This is a genomic window from Pseudomonas sp. 9.1(2019) (assembly GCF_009910445.1).
In the GTDB taxonomy this organism is placed as follows: domain Bacteria; phylum Pseudomonadota; class Gammaproteobacteria; order Pseudomonadales; family Pseudomonadaceae; genus Aquipseudomonas; species Aquipseudomonas paraversuta.
The window spans coordinates 23475-44810 of the sequence record NZ_VBWF01000010.1 but is presented as its reverse complement, the minus strand read 5'-3'; the positions used below and the strand labels follow the sequence as shown (position 1 = coordinate 44810).

Genomic DNA, 21336 nt, shown 5'->3' with positions numbered 1-21336 from the left:
GCAGGAACGAGCTATTTGTCGAGCACAGCTCGCTCCTGCGGTTAGGTGATGGGTGTCAGCGTTGGGTACGCGGCATGCCCAGGCCGAACTGGGCAATCAACTCGCGCTGGATCTCGTTGGTGCCGCCACCAAAGGTCAGGGTCACCGAGGCACGTACTTCGTACTCCAGCTCGCCTTGCAACAACGACGCCGCCGAGCCGCCTTGAATCAGTCCGTTGGCCCCGACGATGTTGCTCAGCAGCCGCAGAATCTCGATCGCCGACTCCGAGCCGTAAACCTTGGTGGTCGACGCCAGCGCAACGTCCATGCGCTCGCGCTCCAGGTCAGCGGCAATCCGCAGGTTGATCAGGCGCATGGCTTCAAGCCGCGCATAACATTGCGCCAGACCGGCCCGCACCCACGCTTTGTCGGTGGCGCGAACACCTTGCTCGTCGGCCTCACGGGCCCACATGAAGACCTTGCGAAACAGCCCTGCCACCTTGTCGGACCATGCCCCCAGCCCCAGCCGCTCATGGTTGAGCTGCGCCGTGATCAACTTCCAGCCACCGTGCAACTCGCCCACCAGCATGTCCCGGGGCACCTGCACGTTGTCGTAGTAAGTGGCGGCGGTCGGGTTGCTGGTGGTCGGGATCACAGTGGTCGTAAAACCTTCAGCCGCAGTGTCCAGAATCAGGATCGATACGCCCTTGTGCCGTGGGCGCTCAGGGTCGGTACGGGCCGCCAGCCAGATGTAATCGGCCGACTCGGCGCCCGAGGTCCAGAGCTTGGTGCCATTGACCACAAACTCGTCGCCTTGCAGCCGGGCGGTGGTTTTCAGCACCGCCAGGTCGCTGCCGGCATCCGGCTCGGAATAGCCGATGGCAAAAATGATTTCGCCCGCGGCGATGCCCGGCAGGAATTTGGCTTTTTGCAGCTCGGTACCGTGGGCCATCAACGCCGGCCCCACCGTGCTGATGGTCACGAACGGCAGCGGCGCACCGGCAATATTGGCTTCTTCAAAGAAGATGAATTGCTCGGTAGGACCATAACCCTGGCCGCCGTGTTCCTTGGGCCAGCCCACCGCCAGCCAGCCGTCACGGCCCATCTGGCGGATGGTGTCGCGGTATAGCTCGCCGCCCTCTTTGCCGCGCAATTGTTCACGCAGCTGCGGGGTCATCAGGTTCTGGAAATAGTCCCGCACCTTGAGGCGCAGGGCGTGTTGTTCGGGTGTGAGGTCGACGAACATGTGAGCTCCTTAGGCCGTACCAAGAATCAGGCCGCTGGTGGGTACGCCGGTACCGGCGGTCACCAGCACGTTCTCCACGCTGTCGACCTGGTTGACCGCAGTGCCACGCACCTGGCGTACGGCTTCAGCCACGCCGTTCATGCCGTGGATGTAGGCCTCGCCCAATTGTCCGCCGTGGGTATTGATCGGAAACTTGCCGCCGCGGGCATGGTGCCCGGCGCGGATGAATTCCTTGGCTTCGCCGCGTTCGCACAGGCCGAACTCTTCGAGCTGGGGCAGTACAAACGGCGTGAAATGATCGTAAATGATCGCCGTTTGCAGCGCCTCGGGCCCTAGACCCGACTGGCGATACAACTCTTTGGCAACCACGCCCATTTCCGGCAGGCCGGTAATGTCGTCGCGGTAGAACGAGGTCATGATTTGCTGGCCCGAGGTAATCCCCTGCGAACCGGCCTTGATCGTCACCGGCTTCTGGCGCAGGTCTTTGGCCCGCTCGGCCGAGGTGATCACCATGGCCACGGCACCGTCGGATTCCTGGCAGCAGTCGAGCAAATGCAGCGGCTCGCAAATCCAGCGTGAAGCCTGGTGTTCTTCAAGGGTGATCGGCTTGCCGTAAAAGAATGCGGCCGGGTTGGTCGCGGCAAAATCACGTACCGCCACCGCAACCCGACCGAAGTCTTCGGAGGTGGCGCCATAGGTGTGCATGTAGCGCTGGGCAAACATGCCCACCCATGACGCCGGGGTGTGCAGGCCGTGGGGCATGTACCAGCCGTAGTTGACGTTTTCGAAAATCGGCGTCGAGGCGAAACCGTAGCTGCCGCTGCCGAAGCGATACCACGAACGCTCGTTCATGGCGCGGTACACCACCACAACCTTGGCCACACCGGTGGCCACGGCCATGGCCGCGTGCATGATCGGCGCACAGGCGGCCCCCCCGCCATGGGGCACCTGGGAGAAGAACTTGACGTCCTTGCAGCCCAGCAAGCGGGCGATTTCGTATTCCGGGACTTTATCCACCGAGTAAGAGCTGAAACCTTCAACTTCGGACGGGTCGATTCCGGCGTCTTTAAGGGCGGCCAGGGTCGCTTCAAGTGCCAGGCGCAGCTCGGTGCGCCCTGAATTTTTCGAGAACTCGGTCGCACCCAGGCCAACAATGGCGGCGCTACCGGAAAGTGACGATTGCGTCATGTGTGCTGTCTCCCGCTATCAGGGCAGAACCAGCGTGACCGTTCCGGTCACGTGGTTGCCCATCGAATTTTTGCCGCCAAGGGTTATTTCCACCGTGCGGGTGGCAGCATCCAGTCCGGTGACTGCGCCATTGAAGGTCATGCTGTCGCCGGGGTAATTCGGCGCGCCGAGCTTGATCTTCAGCGAGGCAAAACGCGCCTCGGGGCCCGCCCACTCTTCGACATAACGCTGCACCAGACCGTTGGTGGTAAGGATGTTCATAAAAATGTGCGGCGAGCCCAGGGCCTGGGCAGCGTTCAAATCATGGTGACCCGGGAAATAGTCACGGGTGGCAATGGCGCCGCCGGTAACCAGACCCACGGTGATCGGGATCGCCAGGGCCGGCAAGGTTTCGCCGGGGCGCACATCGTCAAAGCGCTTGGTGTTCTGCAAGGTCATATTTCCATCCCAGCTTGTCGTTATGGCTCAGCCAGTCGCCGAGGCGTTCCAGGCATGCTGCCGATCCACCCAGGGCACAGCCCAAAGCGCGGCTCCAGTAGAGAAAGCGATGCATCGGGTACGTCAGATCGACGCCAATGCCGCCGTGTACGTGCTGGGCGTTGTGCCCGATCAGATGACCTGCTTCGCAGGCATGCCAGGCGGTGGCCAGGGCCTCGGACGGCGCGGGCAAGCCGGCATCCAGGCGATAGCACAACTGCCACAGATTGCTGCGCAACGCCTCAAGGGCGATGTGCGCGTTGGCCATGCTCATTTGCACCGCCTGAAAACTGCCGATGCTGCGTTCGAACTGACGTCGCTCGCTGACATACTCCACGGTGCGACGGATCTGCTCGGCGCTGACCCCCAGCTGCAATGCCGCCAGTGCCGCGATGCTGCGTGGTTCCAGCCAGTCCAGGGCGCAGGCCGGCAGCAACTGTTGCGAAGTGATAAACAGCCCGTCGATGGACAAATCAGCCACCGCTTCGCCATGGGTCATACGGCCCGGCACATGGCTGATCGCCGCAGCGCCCAGCTCGACAAATGCCAGCCGCGGCTGACCCTCGACGCTCACCAGCAGCAACGCCGCCTGTGACTGTCCGGCCAGAGCCAGGCCGGCCACCCGACCGTCAAGGCTCCAGCCCTGGCCCTGCGCAGTGGCCTGTAATTGCAGGCCCCGGGCACCGCTCAAGCCCCCAAGGTCGAGGGTCAACAAGACGCGACCGGCAGCCGCATCCGTGGCCCATGCCTGCAAGACCGGATCAGCCCAAGCGGCCAGGGTTGCTGCGGCCAGTTGATGGCGCCACAACGGCACCTGCCCCAGAGCCCTGCCCTGGGCCTCGAGCACCGTCAGCAACTCGGTCATGCCCAGCCCGCTGCCGCCGTGGCTTTCAGGGATGGCCAAAGCCTGCAGCCCGGTCTCTGTGCACAGTTGCCACAGCGGCTCCATAAAGGCATGTTCGCTGGTGTCGAACTGACGCAAGCGGTCATCGGTGCAGTAGTCGGCAAATACGCTACCGGCCATTTCGGCGATAGCGTGTTGATCTTCGGTGAATTCGAAATCCATGCTCGCTCCTTACTCGGCTGCCGGTAAAGAAAGTGCCCGGAACAACGGCAACGTCAGTTCGCCGTCGAAGGTCTTGAACTCAAGTTGCAAGGGCATGCCGATGCTCAGCTCTTCGCGCTTGACCCCCACCAGTCCGGCCACCAGGCGTACGCCCTCTTCCAGCTCGATCAAGCCGATCGGGTTGGGATGGTCGAACGGCGCGACTTCGGGGTAATGCATGATCACGAACGAATACAGGCTGGCGCGGCCGCTGGCCTGCACGCTGTCCCAGTCGAACGAATGGCACTCGATGCATACCGGCGCCGGTGGATGGCGCAGGGTCTGGCACTGGGTACAGCGCTGGATCAACAACTTGCCCGCGTCGCAGCCTTCCCAGAAAAACCGCGTGTCATCGCTCATGCCCGGCTTGGGGCGCTTGACCACAGGGGCGGTTTCAACTTTTGCCGGGGCCGCTTCAGCCGCCTTGGGGTTGGCCGGACGGAATTTGAATACCCGGAACAGCAACTCGCCGACTTCCTCGTCACCGCTTTTGTGCTCAACGAAGTAGCTCATCACCAGGGTGACAAAAAATCCGGTACCAAGACCGGTGGTTTTTTCGTCGCCCACCGAGTCCAGCCGGGTGGTGTAGTAGAGCTTTTCCCCCGGACGGACGTTGCGCTTGAACGTCAGTTCGGAGTTGACCGCCACCACCGAGCCATAGCCATACGACTCAATCAGCTTGAGCACTTCGTAGGGGTTTTCGGTGGTCGAGCCCGGTGCATAGTTGTTCAGGTGAAAGCCTTCCATGCACCACACCTGCAGCATTGCAGGCGGCGCCACCAGCCCGTCCTGCACGCTGTTGGCGGCAAACAGCGGGTCGGTATAAAGCGGGTTGTCCACGCCCATGATCTCGCACCACTGGCGGATCATCGGGGCGTTGACTTCGTCCCAGGCGTAGACGCGACCATATTCACGCCCCACCAGGGCGCGCACGTCGGTTAGCAATTGAGAATCAGCCAAGTTCGTCTCCTGCAAATTGAGAGCGGCAACCCACTGGCCGCCGCTGAAGGTCGATCAGTGAGCAGCGCTTTGCGCCGCACCCAAAAATGCCGGACGTTCGCCGCCGCCGTGCAGCAGCAGATTGCAGCCGCTGGCATACCCCGCCATGGGCGAGGCGATAAACAGACAGGCGTTACCGATGTCCTCGGGCAGCGCCATGCGCCCTGCCGGGATCCCGGCGCTGACTGCGGCAATGCCGTGTTCATCGCCGTAATGCAGATGCGCCTGCTCGGTGCGTACCAGCCCCGGGCTGACCGCCACCACGCGCACTTTGGGCGCCCACTCCACCGCCAGCGATTGCACCAGTGCCAGTATCCCGGCCTTGGCCGCGCCATAGGCCGCGGTCCCCGGGGAAGCGCGCAAGGCGCTGATACTGCCGATAAACACAATGCAACCGCCGCCATCCTGTTGCTGCATCAAGGCATTGGCCTGTTGCGCGACATTCAGCGGGGCGATCAGGTTGAGGCGGATAATGCCTTCGTGAAAACGTGGCGAAGCGCTGCCGGCATCGGCGGACGGACTGCCACCGGCGTTGTTGATGACCACATCGAGGCGACCGAAGTCGGCAGCAATCCCCGCAAACATGGCTTTAAGCGAATCCACATCACGCACGTCGCAAGCCATGAACAGCGCTTGCGCAGAACCTGCCTGCGGCAACGCCTCAGGTGCAGTCCTGCCGCACACGATCACCTGCGCCCCGGCCTCCAGAAAGCTGCGGGCAATGCCTGCACCGATGCCTTTGGTACCGCCGGTGACCAGCACCACTTTGCCGCTGTAGTCCAGCCCTGAGAGTTGGCCCATGACGAGCTCCTTTTTCTACTGATGGAGCCACTCTAGGGGCAATCCGGGGGCTGCTCGTCGTCTGAACGGACGATGAAGCGCCCTCTTGCGAACGCAACAATCCAGCGCACGCTGTGGTGACAGCCCCTGTTAATGAGGAACCCCATGTCAGACCCATCTGCCGCGCCGGTACTGCTTGAATTCCCGGCCCCGGGCGTCGCTTTGCTGCGGCTTAATCGCCCCCAGGCCACTAACGCCCTGAGCCTTGAGCTGCAAGCCTTGCTGTCACGCTATTTCACAGAGCTGGCCGAAAACCCCGAAGTGCGCTGCATCCTGCTGACTGGCGGCGACAAGGTGTTTGCTGCGGGCGGCGATATCAACAGCATGGCCGGTGTCGGCCCGATCGATATTTACCAGCGCCATACCGAGCGGGTCTGGGCCCCCATCCAGCACTGCCCCAAGCCGGTGATCGCGGCGGTGTGCGGTTACGCCTACGGCGGCGGCTGTGAACTGGCGATGCTGGCCGACATTATTGTGGCCGGGCGCAGCGCGAAATTTTGCCAGCCGGAAATCCGCATCGGGATCATGCCGGGAATCGGTGGCACCCAGCGTCTGGTGCGCGCCGTGGGCAAGGCCAAAGCCATGCGCATGGCATTGACCGGGCAGCCGATCACCGCCGAGGAAGCCTGGATCTCCGGGCTGGTCAGCGACCTCGTGGATGATGACCAGGTGCAGGCCCAGGCACTGAAGATGGCGACGTTGATCGCTGCGATGCCGCCACTGGCTGCCGAGCAAATCAAGGAAGTGATTCTGGCCGGGGTCGATGCCCCGCTGGAGACCGGCCTGGCCCTGGAGCGTAAAGCCAATGCGTTGCTGTTTGCTTCGCGGGACCAGAAGGAAGGCATGCAGGCGTTTATTGAAAAACGTGCGGCGGTGTTTGAAGGCAAGTAAGGGCGCGCGCGCTTCGAAGACAATGCTGGCGATGATCCACGCAATCAGCAAGGTCGCTGCAGGAAACCCGCCGCAGTCTCATGAACTGCGGCAGGTTAGCCCGGCACGCACCAGCCGCTTTATTCCAGAGCTGACCTAACGTCGTACATTCATGAAACTATTAAAGTAATTTGTCCTGAACGCTCCGCCTATGGTCCAGGCGACTTCGTCTGCAGCAACAGGAACCACATAATCAAAAAACGCTCTGTTGACCGGATTCTGCATAGTTTGAAAACTGATACCTGCTGCATGCCTTCTGAATTCCGGGGTGAAGGTTCTCAAGCTCTCAGGATCGATCCCGTTGATGTACAAATCCACTGGCAGGTTTCTGGCCCGGCCATGGGTTGCGATTACCCTGACCTCACGGACATAAGATGGATTGTTGGCGAACACAGGGAAATTGACACCGCCGCTGGTAACGGTGTGACCGGGTACAGTATTGAGTGGCAAGGGTAATGTTGGCCTTGGATGTGCGCCTTGATAGTAGGCTCGCACTTCGTTGAATGCCTCCATGCTGCTGATACTGTGGTTATAGGCCGAAACAGGAGCCGCACGGCTCAATGGGTCTGCTGATCCGGCAATGTCCATATGGCGAATTGCGCGCCATGCCTCGCCCTGATCCACGGCTTGGAAGGCCAGAGTTCGCAGGCTCAAGGGCTGGAATCTGCCGGGTGGAAACCCCTGACCCCTGCCCCCTGCATGTTGCAGTTTGTACTGCCAGCTGCCCACGAACTTGCCGGCCTTTTTGACTCCCTTGGCCGCAGCCCCGGCCATCGACGGGGCCGCCGAGGCCAGCCCCGTTGCCATGCCCACCCAGCCCAGAATCCGTCCGGCGTTTTCATTGCCACTGGCCAGCAAGGCTATCGAGGCCACGTCCGCTGCCAGCGATACCACGCTCAGGGTCGCGGTGGTGACCGCCGTTACATAGCTGGCGGTCAGCGCCGCAGTGGGCGCTGCCAACGCACCCAGGGAGGCCACGGTGCCGATCACGGCCAGGGCGATGCCGGCCGCCGGCAACAGCCAGTCCAGCCACGAATGGCCCGACGGGTCGATGCGGTTGACCGGGTCGCCGGCGCAATAGGCATAGCCATTGAGCCCGCCTTCGCCGAAGGGGCTGAGGCTGTCACGGCTGTGGAAACGCATCAGCACCGGGTTATAGATGCGGTAATCACCCAGGAAGTACCAGCCGCTGTCCTGTTCGCGCAAGGCGCCGGCGTAGCCGAGGCTGCCAATGCCCGGTGCGCTCGCGCCGTAGGCACTGTAGACGGGGGTGTGGATAGCGTCCTGGGCTTCTGTGGTCACTGAACCTTGGGCGTCGGTGCCCAGCAGCATCACTTCGCGCACTGCCGATGCCAGTCGGCTTTCTGCCACCGGGACGTCACCGGCCCGTACCCAGCGGGTCTGGGTGTTTTCACCCAGCTCGCAGCTGAGCTGGCCGCCGGTGTGGTAGCGCCAGCGCGGGCCGGTAGAGTCTTCGGTCTTGATGATGTTGCCCGCCGGGCCGTAGTGCCAGCGGCGTTCGCCGGTAGGCAGGCTGACGCCAATGAGTCGGCCCAAGGCGTCGTAGTGCAGCGGATTACCGCGCTCGTCGCGTTTGAGATTGCCCAGCGCGTCGTACTCCAGGGTTACCGGTGCTGGGTAATCGGCGCGACTGTGGCTGACGCTGAGCAGCTGGGTGAGATCGGCGGGGTTGTAGCCGAATACGCTGACATTGTTGGCGCTGGCGTCGGCAAAGACCGTTTCCAGACGCAGGACGTTGTCGAGGGCGTCGTATTGAAAGTGCTGCTCGCGGTAGGTTTTGCCGTGGGCATCGTCGGGCAACGACGGGCCTGCAAGGCGATGGGCAATCACCCGTCCGCGCAGGTCGTAGTCGAAGCTTTCACTACGCACCAGAACACCGTCACGGGTCAGTTCACGCTGGGTCAGCTTGCCGTCTTTACGCCATTGCTGGGTCTGAACTTCAAGGGAAAGCTGGGTGGGCGTGCGGGTAGCCGTTTCACGACGGGCCGGGCGACCCAGGCTGTCGTAGCCCAGGGTTACGGTCATGTCCCGCGAGCCATCGTTTGATTGGGTTCGCTGCTGGTGAATCCGCGAAGCCACATCGTAGGTCACGCTGACGGTTACATCGGGGCCTTGCTGTTGAATCAAGCGACCCAATTCGTCGTACTGGCAGCGCTGTTCGGCACCGTCGGCATCGGTCAGGCGCGTGACTTTTCCCGCAGGGGTGGTGCTTTGCTGTTGCGAGCGTGGTTGGTCGCCATACCAGGCGTAGTCGGCTTTGGTCAGTTGGCCTGAGGGAGACCAGTGATCTTTTTGCAGACCCAGATTGCCCCGGGATTCCAGCAAACGGCCGCTTAGCGGATCGTATTTATTGAATACGCTGATCCCGGGCGCTTGCAGCGACAGCAATGCGTCGCCCAGTTCCGGTTGGCGCTCACTCTGCACTCGGGTTCCATCTGGCAGAATCCGGGTATGGGCGTGGATTTGTCCTTCGGCATATTCCCATTTGGAGACACCCTGCCCGACCTTTTCCCACACCAGTCGGCCCAGGCCGTCATATTTGCGCTCGCCCAGCAGGACTTCATTAGTGCCCAACGACGGATGAGTGATCGATACCGTGGCCGGTAAATCGCCGTCATGGCCTTCGGCGTAGGTGCGTTTAATAAGCGACCCATCAGGCAGCGTTGTCGATACCAGCCGATCCCGCACATCCCACTGCTGTCGGGTCTCCCGGCCCATGGCATCGAACTGGCTGACGCAACGGCCAAGGCCGTCATAGCTCCAGCGCAAGGTGTGTTGCAACTCCCCTTGGGCGCAAAATAATTGCTCGGTCAGCGGCTTGCCATCCAGAGTATGGGTGGTCACGGTTCTGGCCCCGGCCACGCCATTGGCGTCGGTCTGCCAGCTGCTGCCGGTCAGGGCCACCGGGTCGGCCAGAGTGTGTTGGGTGACACCGTCCGCGCCGGTTTCGGTCAGCACATTGCCCCAGTCATCAAAGGTGCGTTCAGTGGTCAGGCTCAGGGCCGGAACGTCTTCGTTACCCGGGTCGTAGCTTGTTTCACGGAACACCCGGCCCAGCACGTCATATTCCGCGGTCCAGGCGGTATAGGTCGTACCGCTGTCGGTTTGTTTTTCACGGCGGATTTCCCGGGCCATGCCATCGAGCCAGACAGTTTCCTTACGCCCGGAAGCGCCGATTCGGGTCTGGCAGCGCTCGCTGGCCGACAACGAATAGGCCCAATTGACCTCAGCCTCGAACGCCGAATCCGGGGCTGCGACTTCCTGAGTCACACGCCCCAGGGCATCGTGGGCAAAGGCCATGCGCAGCTGCTCGTCGGTCTGTTCGGTGACCATTAGCCCCGAGTACAGATCCTGTGAGGATTGGGAGCTGGATTTATGTCCGTCGTGGCTGGTGATCGTGACGTTTTCCTGCAGTACCGCCCGCTCCTTTGATCGAGTGTTGCGGGCCAGACTCAGGGTATAGCTGTAGGCCCGGGTGGTGCCTTTACCCTCTACGGTTCTGGTTTCGCTAAGCATGCGAGCGTGATGGGGCGAGGCCGGAGCATTGATAAAGGTCTGGCTGGAACGGCCCAATTCAGTGCGTTTCTCGCCCTCAACCAGCAACAAACGTTCTTCACTGCTCTGGACAAAAGTCGGCAATGCAAACCCCGGGGCATCCCCACGCACCGGTAGCGCCTGATAACGGTAGCGGGTCTGTTTGACCGGGCCTTCGGTACCGGGTGGCGGGCTGACCGTACGACTTTTCAGACGGGTGATGCGGCCCAGTGGGTCGGCCGGGCAGTTGTCGGTCTCGCCGCTCACCGGGTAGTACTCGGACTCTTCAATTGCGCCCAGAGCATTGCGATGCCACACCGGGTTACCCAGCTCGTCGTAGCGGGTTTCTTCTTCGGTAACAAGTTCTCGCAGCACCCGTTGGCCATCCAGCTGCGCCTTGCGGGTAATGACCTTGTGCGGGAACTGGAAGTAAGGCAGTTGCCGGGCAATGGGCAGCCAGGGCTCGTCGTAATAGGTGGTCTCGGTTTCCTGCAGGATCTGGCCCTGCAAGGTGCGTTCGCGGGTCAGCAGGTGGAAGCGGTTAAAGGTGCGGCTGATGGTTTGCAGGGGCGTGCCCCGGGCATCCATCAGGGTTTCGGTGGAGCCATAAAGGAAATCGCCGCCCCCGGTCAGGTGGTAGAGATTGTCTTCGCGGTTGCGCCATTGACGCACTGCCGGCCAGCCGAAGTAATTGTTGCTGCCATACAGCCCATAGTCATAACGAACCAGTTGCACCGGCTGACCATCTCCCGGGTCCTTGCGGGTCTGGATCACAACCGGCATCCGCGCAAACGGCGCCCCTGCAGGCAGGTTGAGGCCGTTGGCCTCGCTGTAAGTCACTTCCTCGGTGCTGCCGGTGGGCTGGGTGCATTTGTTCAGCAGCAACAGACCTGAATCACCGCGGGTGTATTCAAACTGCCAGCCATTATCGGGCAGGCCGTCCACCGTCACCCGGCGCAACTGCCCGGAGACCCGGTGAAAAGACATCACCACCTGTGCGGGGGTATCCGGCTGTAAGGTCAGATGGGTTGTCACGCCCTCGTAGGCCAGAGCCAGCACAGTGCGGCCTTGGGCATCACTGACTTTTTGCAGGTACGCCGCGTTGCCGACCGAACGCCAGTCAAAGGTCAAGGCGCTGCCATCGGCGCCCACCAGGGTGCTGACCACCCACAGGCTGGCATGCCCCGGCAAAGGAATCAGGCGCTCACAGCTGCCGTCGTTATGCCGGACCCACATTTCCTGACGCTGAACGGCCACTGCGACTACCGGCAAACGCACATCGGGAAAGCGCATGTTCTGGCCAACAATCTCACCGCGAAAACGCTCGCCGGAATTGAGTTGCAACTGCTGGCTGGCGCCATCCCAGGAGGTGGTGCCGAGCATCCAGCCCAGACCGAAGCCCTGATCTTCGCCCATCAGCGGGCTATGGCTCAGGCGCAACTGGCTGATGGGCCCGCGCAAATCGTTGGCGGCGCCGGTGGGCAGGGTTATCGAGGCCGAGAACGCACCGGTGCGCGGATCGACGCCGGCACTGATGCTGCTCATAAAGTTGTAGGCCCCGGAATATACGTCGCCACTGCTGAGCAGGCTGGCGGCGGACTGGATATCGGGGGTGTGCTCAGATAAATCAGGCATGTTCGCTACTCCTTGGTTCGCTGAAAGGAGTCGCAAAATAGAATCTCTGACTTGAGGGTAACAATGAGCAAGGGCTGTAAGTGATGCCGCTACAGAAAGAAATGAGAGCCGGATCAGTTCCTCAACGACAGCAGAGTTCAGAACGCTGCACCCACACAAACTTTGAGAGTAATCCTATATAAGCACATTTCCTTACTCGCTAACTTACCAGGCTGCAGACTTGCTACATTGAACAGCAACCGTTCATTTATAGACTTGCCAATAACCCTATTGAAATTTGCCCATGGCATCCAATGAACGGCCACCTGCCACTCACCACAACTAAACAATGACCGATATATTACCCAGGGAGACGGGGATGGGCGGCATCATTTACAGGCATAAATTTGTTTTCATCAAGTCGATCAACCCTGCGGCGGAGCATGCCATTCTCTTCGCTCACGGAGGCATCAGACGCTCTCAGAAGGCCTATGCGACACCGGTGATTGTGCCTAAAGGAAGAAAACTGGTTTATTACGCCTACCACTCTGAAGATACAAACACCGACGTGGGGTGGCGCCTGCTATTGAATAACAGTACTTACAACCCCGCACGCGAACCTAAAAACATTAATCCTAAAGAATTCATCCACGCAGACAACACCACGTTTAACTACACACTGAGCAACGCATTCGAATCAGAGCTGGCATTACCCACTGCTCATCATGATGTGATCGGTGTCATCACAAGAACCTATATGCAAGAGGTTTTTGAAGCGATATCAATTTACCGGCCAGCCATTAAATATATTCACTGCATACATTGCAGGGCCGTTTACAGGCACCGTGGCAGTGAGCGACTGTATTTCGAACAACCTCAGATTTATGACGAGGTGGTTCGAAGTACTCAAACGCAAAAAGGGTATTACGACCGAGCCTGGGAGTACCTGTTCGGTTAATAAAAACCGATCGAAGGTTCTGCTGCCATGACCCGGACATGTATTTCTGCCAGAGCTGATTATTGACCCTGCGGTTTCAAGCGGGGGGACAGGCGCTTGGGAGCAGAGCGCAGGTGCTGTGGTGGTTAGCCCCAAACACCTGCCTGCCAACCGGCCCGGCAGTTGCACGCAACAGCGTAACGGGCAATCGAAATGCGGTTCCTAAACAATCAGGGACCGCAGCTCATTCTTCGCCACCTTGTTCGATGCATTGACCGGCAACGCCTCGTAGAACCTCACCATGCGCGGCACTTTGTAGTTGGCCATGTGTTCCCGGGCCCACAGAATCAGACCCGCTTCGTCCAGCCGCTGCTCATGGCGCAGCACCACACAGGCACAGCCCACTTCGCCCATGCGCTCGTCCGGCACGCCAATCACCGCCACCTGGGCGATGGCCGGGTGTTCGATCAGGCCCGCTTCAATTTCCGCCGGGTAGCAGTTGAAACCCCCGACGATAAACATGTCCTTGAGGCGATCGGTGATGCGCAAGTTGCCCGCAGTATCCAGCTGGCCAATGTCGCCGGTGTGCAACCAGCCTTCACTGTCGATGGTTTCGGCTGTGGCCCGGGGATCTTCAAAGTAACCCTGCATCACGTGAAAACCTCGCAGGCAGATTTCTCCGGTATCCCCCGCTGCCAGGGCCCGGTTTTGCGGATCACGGATGCTCACTTCGGTGCCGGCAATGGCCCGCCCGCTGGTGCTGGCAATGGTCTGCGCCGGGTCATCCGGGTTGCAAATGGTGGCCAGGCCGCCGCACTCGGTGAGGCCGTAGGCCGTGGTGACCACCGCAAAGCCCAGTTCGCGACGCATCCGTTCGATCAGGCTCGGGGCAATGGTCGCCGCCCCTGTGACGGCAATGCGCAAGCTCGAGAGGTCGGTTTGCGCCAGTTTGGGGTGCGCCAGCATCGACAGATACAGGGTCGGCGGCCCCGGCAGTACGTTGATATTCTCGGCCGCAATGCGCTGGAAGACGGCTTCGGCGTCAAACACCGGGTGCGGCAAAATGGTTGCCCCGGCCAGCAGGCACGTCAACCAGCCCGCCTTGTAGCCGAAAGCATGGAAAAACGGGTTGATCACCAAATAACGGTCACCGGCCCGCAAACCAATCACCTTCACGTATTCGCTGAATGCCCGGATGTTCTGCCCGTGGGCACTCATTACCCCTTTGGGTTTACCGGTGGTGCCCGAGGTAAACAGCAGGTCGCTCAAATCATCGGCACTGACCCCGGCGGCCCGCTGCCTGGCGTCGGTTTCGCTGACGCCGGCCCCCGATGCCAGAAATTCATTCCAGGCCGGGGCATCTCCCAGCAGCACCAGCCCCTCAAGGCTGTCCGGGCGATGCGGGGCGAGCAAGGCCAGGTAGTCGGTGCCTAAAAACTTCGGCTGGACGAATAACAGCCGGCTGGAACTGCGCTGCAGAATATCCGCTGCCTCGTTGCCTTTCATCCGGGTGTTGACCGGCACCATTACCGCCCCTGCGCAATGAATGCCCAGTGCCGCAATGATCCAGTCCCGGCCATTGGGGGCCCAGATGGCCACCCGGTCACCCTTGCCGATGCCCCGGGCCATCAGGCTGCGGGTCACGGCCAGGGCCAGGCGCGGCAAATCGCGGTAGTCGGTGCACACGCCGTTTTCTTCAATGGCGGTACGTCCTGCGTGTTGCTGCGCGGCGCCAAGCAGTAACTCGGGAATAGTCGTAGGGCTGAAAGTCATCGATCACTCGTCCGGCTGATTATTCGGGGAAGCACACCCGCAGGTGTTCGCTGTTGGGCACGGACTGGCATGCCAGGACCCAGCCGTCATTGAGTTCCTGTTGGTCAAGGGCATCGTTGCGCAGCATCTCGACACTGCCCCGCTCCACGGTGCACATGCAGGTGGCGCAGGACCCCACCAGACAGGAACTGGGGGGTTTCAACCCGGCGCGCAGCATGGCATTGAGCACCGTTTCGCCTTCGGCGCAGGGCACTTCGAACTCCTCGCCATCCAGGCGCACCGAGAGCTGGCTGCCGATTACATCAGTGTTGACCGGGGCCGGGGCTGCGATGCTGCCCTCTTGCGGCAACGAAACAAAACGTTCGACGTGGATGCGCCCATGTTCCATGCCGATGTCATGCAAAGCACTGACAGCGGCATCCATGAACGGCCCCGGACCACAGATAAAGGCCTGGGCATGCACAAACGGCCTGGCCATTTGCGCCAGTTGCGCAACCGAAGGAATCCCTTGTACCGAGTCCAGCCAGTGGATCACCTGCAGGCGCTGCGGGTAGGCGCTGGCCAGGGCCTTGAGTTCGTCGGCAAAAATCACCGAGGCCTCGTCGCGGTTGGCATAGATCAGCAGGACCCGACCGCTGCCGGCGATCAACGCCGAACGCAAAATCGACAGCACCGGGGTTACCCCGCTACCGCCGCCAAACAACAGGAAATCATCATCGAAATGGCGCGGCACAAAGACCCCGGCCGGAACCAGCACCTGCAGTTGGTCGCCTTCGCGCAACTGCTGGCATAACCAGTTGGAAGCGCGACCGTCACGCACCTGCTTGATCGTGACCCGCAGCGGTTCATCCACCAGCGGCGTGCTCGACAACGAATAGCAGCGCGGCAACCAGCCGCCTTCAAACGGCACCCGCAGGGTCAGAAACTGGCCGCTCTTATAGGCAAACTGCTCGCGCAAGTCCTGGGGCACCTCAAACACCAGCGATCTGGAGTCCGCGGTTTCAGTGACGATTTGTGCCACGCGCAGAGAAATATAGGCAGGTGAATTCATATCAAATACTCATTACAAACTGGCCACTGTCGATCCGCAGTTCGATACCGTTGATTGCACGTGACTCGTCGCTGGCAAGAAACAGCACACTGGCAGCGACATCTTCAGGCAGGCACATGCGTCCCATGGGGTCGGCATCGATGGTCAGGCTCCAGGGGTCCAGGCCCGCCGGCAGGGTGGCCGTGGTCATGGGGGTGAGAATGCCGTCCGGGTGCAGGGAGTTGCAGCGGATGCGATATTTGCGACGCCGGCACATCACCGCCACGGTGCGCGACAGCGCTGCTACGGCACCTTTGGAGGCGCTATAGGCGGCGTAGTCATCACGCCCGGCCACACCGGCGATGGAGGACATATTGATGATCGAACCGCCGGCCCCCTGTTTCATCAGGCCAATGGCGGCGCGACACCCCAGAAATACGCTGTCGGAGTTGATCCGCTGCACCCGCTGCCAGTCGCTCAGGCTGGTGTTTTCAATGTCGCCCTTGAGCAGGATTCCGGCATTGTTGAACAGGATGTCCAGCTGGCCATGGCGCTGGCCAATGGTTTCGATGACCCGCGTCCACTGCACTTCACAGGCCGCATCGTGCTCGATGAACAGCGCCTGGGGGCCGATTTCTTCAGCCAGGGCCAGGCCTGACGCCACATCGATATCACTGATCACCACGCGCGCGCCTTCGCGGGCCAGGAGCAGCGCGCTGGCCCTGCCCACACCACTGGCGCCGCCAGTGATCAGGGCAACCTTGCCTTCAACTCGTGTGCTCATGCTGCAATCCTTGTTGGATAGAAGTGCCGGTGGACGCCCGCTGGCCCGCCACCGGTTCATCGCGTTCGAGATCACTGCCAGCGGTGCTGGCCCGCCCTGCCCGGCGTCCCGAAAACACGCAGTCGGCAAGGGACAGGCCACTGATATACAGGTGTGAGGCCACGCCTATTGCGGTACGCCCGGCGCTGTACAACCCGGCAATCGGCTGGCTGTTGTCATCCAGCACCGCGCCCGTGTTTTCATCGACTTTAAGCCCGCCCAGGGTCAAGGCCCCCAGCGGAAATACCGGGTTGTCGACGCTGATATTGCAGGCGTAGAAGGGTCCTTTATCCAGCACCTGGCGACTGCCTTCAGACTTGCCGAAGGGGTCCGCCACTTCGCCCCGGGCAGCGGCGTTATACCCCCGCAGCGAGCTGCTCAATTCACCGGACTGCATGCCGCAGACCTGGGCCAGCCGGTCAGGGTTATCGCCCTTGCGCACCCGCAGCAGCATCAGGGCCAGTGCCGGCAGGCTCTGAAACCACCAGTAACCACCGAACAGGGCCTGGCGGATCGCCTGCTTGCGCAAGCGCGCATCCAGCACCAGCCATGCCTGACCGCCCTGCTCTTCGCACAACGGCTGGCCCAGGGTGGCGCCATAAACTTCCTCATTGCAGAAACGCTGCCCCTGGGCGTTGACCACAATCCCCTTGGGCCAGCAAAACGGCGGGTTGATAAAGCGCCAGGCCGATACCCGGCTCAGGCGTTCGCTTTTGCCCCCCACTGACTGTCCGAGGCGCAGGCCGCTACCATCGCAACCGGTGGCACCGACCTTGAAATTACGGCGGAATTTGGGGGCATGTTCACGGATCAAATCGCGATTGAAGATAAAACCGCCGGTGCTCAGAATCACTCCGCGCCGGGCCCGGACCAGCACAGGATGCCCATGGTCACGTTCAAGGCGGCTGATCTTTTGCCGCAGGCGATCGCAATAACCGGGGGCAAAGTTTTGCCAGCGCTCGGCACGGGCTGCCAGACGTGCATGTACACGGGCTTCGCGGGTGCCCTCGGGCAAACGCCAAAGCTCGGCACCCAGCACGCGCCCGTTGTCATCCACCACCAGGCGGCGCGCCGCCGATTGCAACAAGGGCTGTACCCCGGCGCGCAGGCAGGCGGCTTGCAAATGGCCATAGAGCACGGCACCGCATTGCCCCTTGCCAACGGTGCGATGCCCGCGGGGTGCCGCGGGGTGCTCGCCACTATGGGACGGCACCAGTTCGTTGCCGGAGTAATACAGAAAATAGCCATCGGCCGGATATGAGGTTTTGCCACCCGGTGGCAGGCTGTGGGCATAGCGTGCGCCATGGCTTTCGAGCCAGCGCAGGTTGTCGGCACTGTCATCGCAAAACTTGCGCAGGGTGTCGTCGCTGATCACGCCCCGGGTTTCGTGCTTGAGGTAGTCAAACATCGCTTGCGGGGTATCGCTGAACCCGGCGTCCTGCTGTTGGCGGGTACCGCCACCGGCATACACCACCCCGCCACTTTTGGCGCTGGCACCGCCGCCGGTAAAACGGTCGGCAACAATCACTTCAGCCCCCTGGCTGCGCGCTTCCAGCGCAGCACAGGCACCGGCGGCGCCCCAACCGATAACCAGGACATCGCAGCTGTAGTCCCAGCCCCGGCCATCCAGGCGGTCGGCCTGTAACGGGGCCAGGATTTTGGTATTGCTGCCGGAACGGGGCCGGCTCATGACAGCGCCTCGGCGATGGCGCCCGCCGCCACCGGTACGTTGCTGCTGGCAATATGGTTGGCGGCGATATAGCCAAAGGTCATGGCCGGGCCAAGGGTGCCGCCGGCACCGGGGTAGCTGGTACCCATGACCGAAGCGGAGCAGTTGCCAATGGCATACAGGCCGCTGATGGGCTGGCCGTCCTCACGTACCACCTGGGCGTAGCGGTTGGTCAGCAATCCGCCCTTGGTGCCAATGTCTCCGGCATCCAGGCGCATGGCGTAATACGGACCTTTGCGCAGCGGCGCCAGGCACGGATTGGGCTTGATATTGCTGTCACCGTAGTAACGGTCAAACACATTGGCGCCGCGCTCGAAGTCAAGGTCGACACCGGTTTTCGCGTATTCATTGACCTTGTTTACGGTGCTGGTCAAGCCGGCACCATCAACGCCAATCTGCAAGGCCAGTTGCTCAAGGCTGTCGGCCTTCCAGTACAGGGTATTGAGCCATTCTTTGCGCAGACGGCTGTCTGGCATCACCTGGGCCGGCATCAGCGGGCCCATGGCGTAATGGAAACGGAAATGGCCATCAAAGATCACCCATGACGGCACCGTGCGGCCGCCGGTTTTCTGGTTGTCCTTGTACATGGCATCAACGAATTCAAGATACGGCGCAGCTTCGTTCACAAAGCGATGGCCCAGGCTGTTGACCACAATGGCCCCCGGAAACGCACGCTCGGCAAACACGCCGCGGGGTTTTTCTTCACCGGGCACGGCAATGGTCGGCGCCCACCACGCCCAGTCCATCAACGCCGTGGCCGCGCCGATATTGAGCCCCGCTTCCAGTGCGGCACCGGTGTTGTTGCCCGGTGGCGTGGCACTCCAGCCGGCCTTGGTGGGTTGCGGCAGGAATTTTTCCCGCAGGGTCTGATTCTGCTCGAAACCACCCGAGCCAAAGATCACCCCACGCCGGGCCTTGAGTTCGAGAATCTTGCCCCCCGTGGCGACCTTGATCCCGCAAACGCGATCACCGTCCAGCAGCACGTCCTGGAAATCGGTGTTGAGCCACAACGGCACATTGCGATCCATCAGCGAGCGACGCAGGGACGCCACCAGGGAACTGCCCAGTGCCGCACGACGGTCGTACTTGCTCTTGCGCCGCCACTTGAAGTCCATCTTGTAGCGGGCCATCAGCCTGAAGATCAGCCATTGCCAACCGAAGCTGCGGGCCATGGCCTTGTGCGCATCGCGGGCAGTCCAGGCAATACGCCCCATCAGCAGGGTCGAGGGCGAAGGCTTGCGCAGGTTGGGCAGTTCTTCTTCGAGCAAACTGGTGTCGAACAGCTCGGGGTCAAGGGTCCGCCCGCCCGGCAAGGCGCCGGGCAGTTGCGGGTAATAATCCGGATATTTGTCGGCCACGGCATAGCGCACCCGGCTATTGGCGGTGAGCTTTTTGATCATCGGCGCAGCGTTATCCAGATACGCCTGCAGGCGCACCGGATCGCCGTGTTCGCCGGTAGCGGCCTTGAGGTATTGCATTGACAGCTCAGCGCTGTCCCGCCCGCCGATGGCAGCGAAGTAATGGTTGTTCGGAATCCAGATACCGCCGCCGGAAATTGCCGATGTACCGCCGTATTTGTCGCTCTTCTCGACAATCAGAACTGAAAGGCCCTGATCGGCAGCAAACAGGGCCGAGGTCATCGCCCCCGCACCGGAGCCGACCACGATTACGTCATAGCTGGACTGAGACTGAACTTGAGCCGTCATTATTGTTATGCCATCCGCTGAGGTCAGAAAGTCATTACTCGATCAAACAAAAGGGTCCGAGTTGGGTAAACCCAATTGCACCACGCCATAGCTGCGGCGATAGGCCGCCTCGTTGTTGGCGATATGCCCGCGCGCCTGATGCAGGTCGCGGAAATAACGGGCCACCGGGTTGGTGTTGTACAAACCCGAGGCTGCCATGCAACGCAGCAGGTCGCTGACCCGGTCGGCGCAGACATTGGTCACATGGGATGACTGGTAGCGATACAACAGGCGGGTTTCAACGTCCGGATACTCGCCTGCAGCAGCCAGCGCCATGAGGTGTGCGTAATTGCGCATCAGCACCAGCTTGAGCGAATCAACGGTGATGGTGGCCTCGGCGACTGCCGCCTGGGCTGCCGGGTCTTCGGCGGTTTTGGCGCCATGCTTGCCGATATGCGCAGCGGCGTTGGTCCGGAACTCGTTGATCGCCCCTTGCAATGCACCCAGCGCCGAGGTGGATACCGCGCGGGCAAATACCTGGGCAAACGGGATGGAGTACATCGGGTTGGTGTTGACCAGCCGTCCCGGGGTGGCTTCGATGCTGTAGTTGTTGGTGCGTTGCACCCGGTGTGCAGGGACAAAGGCATCTTCAACGATGATGTCGTGACTGCCGCTGCCGCGCAGGCCCAGTACGTCCCAGTTCTGTTCGATCCGATAGTCAGAAGCCGGGATCAGGAAGGTGCCGTGTTCGGTCGGGCCGGTTTCATCTTGCGGCACGATGCCGCCCAGCAGGCACCATTGCGCATGCTGGCTGCCACTGGAGAAACCCCAGCGCCCGCTGACCCGGTATCCGCCCTTGACCGGAGTCACTTTGGCCACAGGCATATAGGTCGAAGCCACCAGCGTGGAGCTGTCTTCGCCCCAGACATCGCGTTGTGCTTCTACCGGGTAACGCGCCAGTTGCCACGGGTGAACACCGACCACACCAAAGACCCAGGCAGTGGACATGCAGCCCTCGGCCAGGATCATCTGAATTTCAAAGAAGGTGCGCAGATCCACTTCATGACCGCCCCACATCTTCGGCTGCAGGGCACGAAACAAGCCGGCCTCCTGCATGTCGCGAACGGTATCGTCGGGCAGTTTGCAATCCTTGTCCGCCTGGGCTGAACGGCTTTTTAGCGCAGGTATCAGATTGCGCGCGCGTTCCAGCAGCTCAAGCTCTATCGGACTTTTCTCTCGTATCTGATCCATCCGTCTGTTCTCCGTCAGTCTCTCGCTGCGCGAATGCGCGGGCGCTGTATGACGAATAATCCGGCCTGGCGCGCTGCTGATCATCGTCAAAGCGGACTAGGCGTTACGCCACCAACCCCCGCAGGGGTTGAAGAGCTGCGCGAGGCTGCGATCGATTGCGCAGCGCTGGTGGACC

The 21336-nt window shown here is 61.4% G+C and carries 15 protein-coding genes; 2 read left to right on the top strand and 13 right to left on the bottom strand.

What is annotated here, in order from left to right; genetic code table 11:
- Positions 1-55 precede the first annotated feature (55 nt).
- The 6 genes from FEZ21_RS13790 to FEZ21_RS13765 are packed head-to-tail and all read right to left on the bottom strand — an operon-like array spanning position 56 to position 5795.
- Positions 56-1225, bottom strand: coding sequence for an acyl-CoA dehydrogenase family protein (locus FEZ21_RS13790; protein WP_003445092.1), 1170 nt, complete (start codon positions 1223-1225; stop codon positions 56-58).
- Between the two features lie 9 nt (positions 1226-1234).
- Positions 1235-2413, bottom strand: coding sequence for a lipid-transfer protein (locus tag FEZ21_RS13785; protein ID WP_003445091.1), 1179 nt, complete (start codon positions 2411-2413; stop codon positions 1235-1237).
- 18 nt (positions 2414-2431) lie between these two features.
- The gene (locus tag FEZ21_RS13780) at positions 2432-2851 is read right to left on the bottom strand and encodes a MaoC family dehydratase (RefSeq protein WP_003445078.1); all 420 of its coding nucleotides are present in this window, start codon (positions 2849-2851) and stop codon (positions 2432-2434) included.
- Positions 2823-3956, bottom strand: a complete 1134-nt coding sequence (locus tag FEZ21_RS13775; protein WP_160627472.1) for an acyl-CoA dehydrogenase family protein — start codon at positions 3954-3956, stop codon at positions 2823-2825. The genes FEZ21_RS13780 and FEZ21_RS13775 overlap by 29 nt, the downstream gene beginning before the upstream one ends.
- Before the next feature lie 9 nt (positions 3957-3965).
- Positions 3966-4955: a bifunctional MaoC family dehydratase N-terminal/OB-fold nucleic acid binding domain-containing protein gene (locus FEZ21_RS13770; RefSeq protein WP_003445073.1), complete on the bottom strand. Its 990-nt coding sequence runs from the start codon at positions 4953-4955 to the stop codon at positions 3966-3968.
- A 54-nt stretch (positions 4956-5009) separates the two neighbouring features.
- Entirely contained in the window at positions 5010-5795 is a 786-nt protein-coding gene (locus FEZ21_RS13765; protein ID WP_010656632.1) for an SDR family oxidoreductase, read from the bottom strand.
- 144 nt (positions 5796-5939) lie between these two features.
- Between FEZ21_RS13765 and FEZ21_RS13760 the strand changes: the two genes are divergently transcribed.
- Entirely contained in the window at positions 5940-6725 is a 786-nt protein-coding gene (locus FEZ21_RS13760; protein WP_003445069.1) for an enoyl-CoA hydratase, read from the top strand.
- 135 nt (positions 6726-6860) lie between these two features.
- On the opposite strand, the gene FEZ21_RS13755 is transcribed toward FEZ21_RS13760, so the two are convergent.
- A complete protein-coding gene (locus FEZ21_RS13755) occupies positions 6861-11954 on the bottom strand; it encodes an RHS repeat-associated core domain-containing protein (RefSeq protein WP_160627471.1) in 5094 nt (1697 codons plus the stop codon).
- Between the two features lie 358 nt (positions 11955-12312).
- Here FEZ21_RS13755 and FEZ21_RS13750 point away from each other — a divergent pair, with 358 nt between their 5' ends.
- Complete coding sequence (locus tag FEZ21_RS13750; protein WP_127195625.1) at positions 12313-12891, top strand: putative adhesin; 579 nt, start codon at positions 12313-12315, stop codon at positions 12889-12891.
- A 201-nt stretch (positions 12892-13092) separates the two neighbouring features.
- Here the strand turns inward: FEZ21_RS13750 and FEZ21_RS13745 are convergent, their stop codons facing one another.
- Genes FEZ21_RS13745 through FEZ21_RS13720 form a run of 6 tightly spaced genes read right to left on the bottom strand, consistent with a single transcriptional unit; the run spans position 13093 to position 21161 of the window.
- Entirely contained in the window at positions 13093-14643 is a 1551-nt protein-coding gene (locus FEZ21_RS13745; RefSeq protein WP_127195626.1) for a FadD3 family acyl-CoA ligase, read from the bottom strand.
- A gap of 19 nt (positions 14644-14662) precedes the next feature.
- Positions 14663-15694, bottom strand: coding sequence for a ferredoxin--NADP reductase (locus FEZ21_RS13740; RefSeq protein ID WP_010657404.1), 1032 nt, complete (start codon positions 15692-15694; stop codon positions 14663-14665).
- 1 nt (position 15695) lies between these two features.
- Positions 15696-16457 (bottom strand): SDR family oxidoreductase, encoded by a 762-nt coding sequence (locus tag FEZ21_RS13735; protein ID WP_160627469.1) that lies wholly within the window; start codon positions 16455-16457, stop codon positions 15696-15698.
- Positions 16441-18186, bottom strand: a complete 1746-nt coding sequence (locus tag FEZ21_RS13730) for an FAD-binding protein (RefSeq protein ID WP_160627467.1) — start codon at positions 18184-18186, stop codon at positions 16441-16443. The genes FEZ21_RS13735 and FEZ21_RS13730 overlap by 17 nt, the downstream gene beginning before the upstream one ends.
- On the bottom strand, positions 18183-19931 hold the full coding sequence (locus FEZ21_RS13725; protein WP_003447744.1) for an FAD-binding protein: 1749 nt from the start codon (positions 19929-19931) through the stop codon (positions 18183-18185). The genes FEZ21_RS13730 and FEZ21_RS13725 overlap by 4 nt, the downstream gene beginning before the upstream one ends.
- A gap of 42 nt (positions 19932-19973) precedes the next feature.
- Complete coding sequence (locus tag FEZ21_RS13720; RefSeq protein WP_003447746.1) at positions 19974-21161, bottom strand: acyl-CoA dehydrogenase family protein; 1188 nt, start codon at positions 21159-21161, stop codon at positions 19974-19976.
- Between the last annotated feature and the right edge of the window lie 175 nt (positions 21162-21336).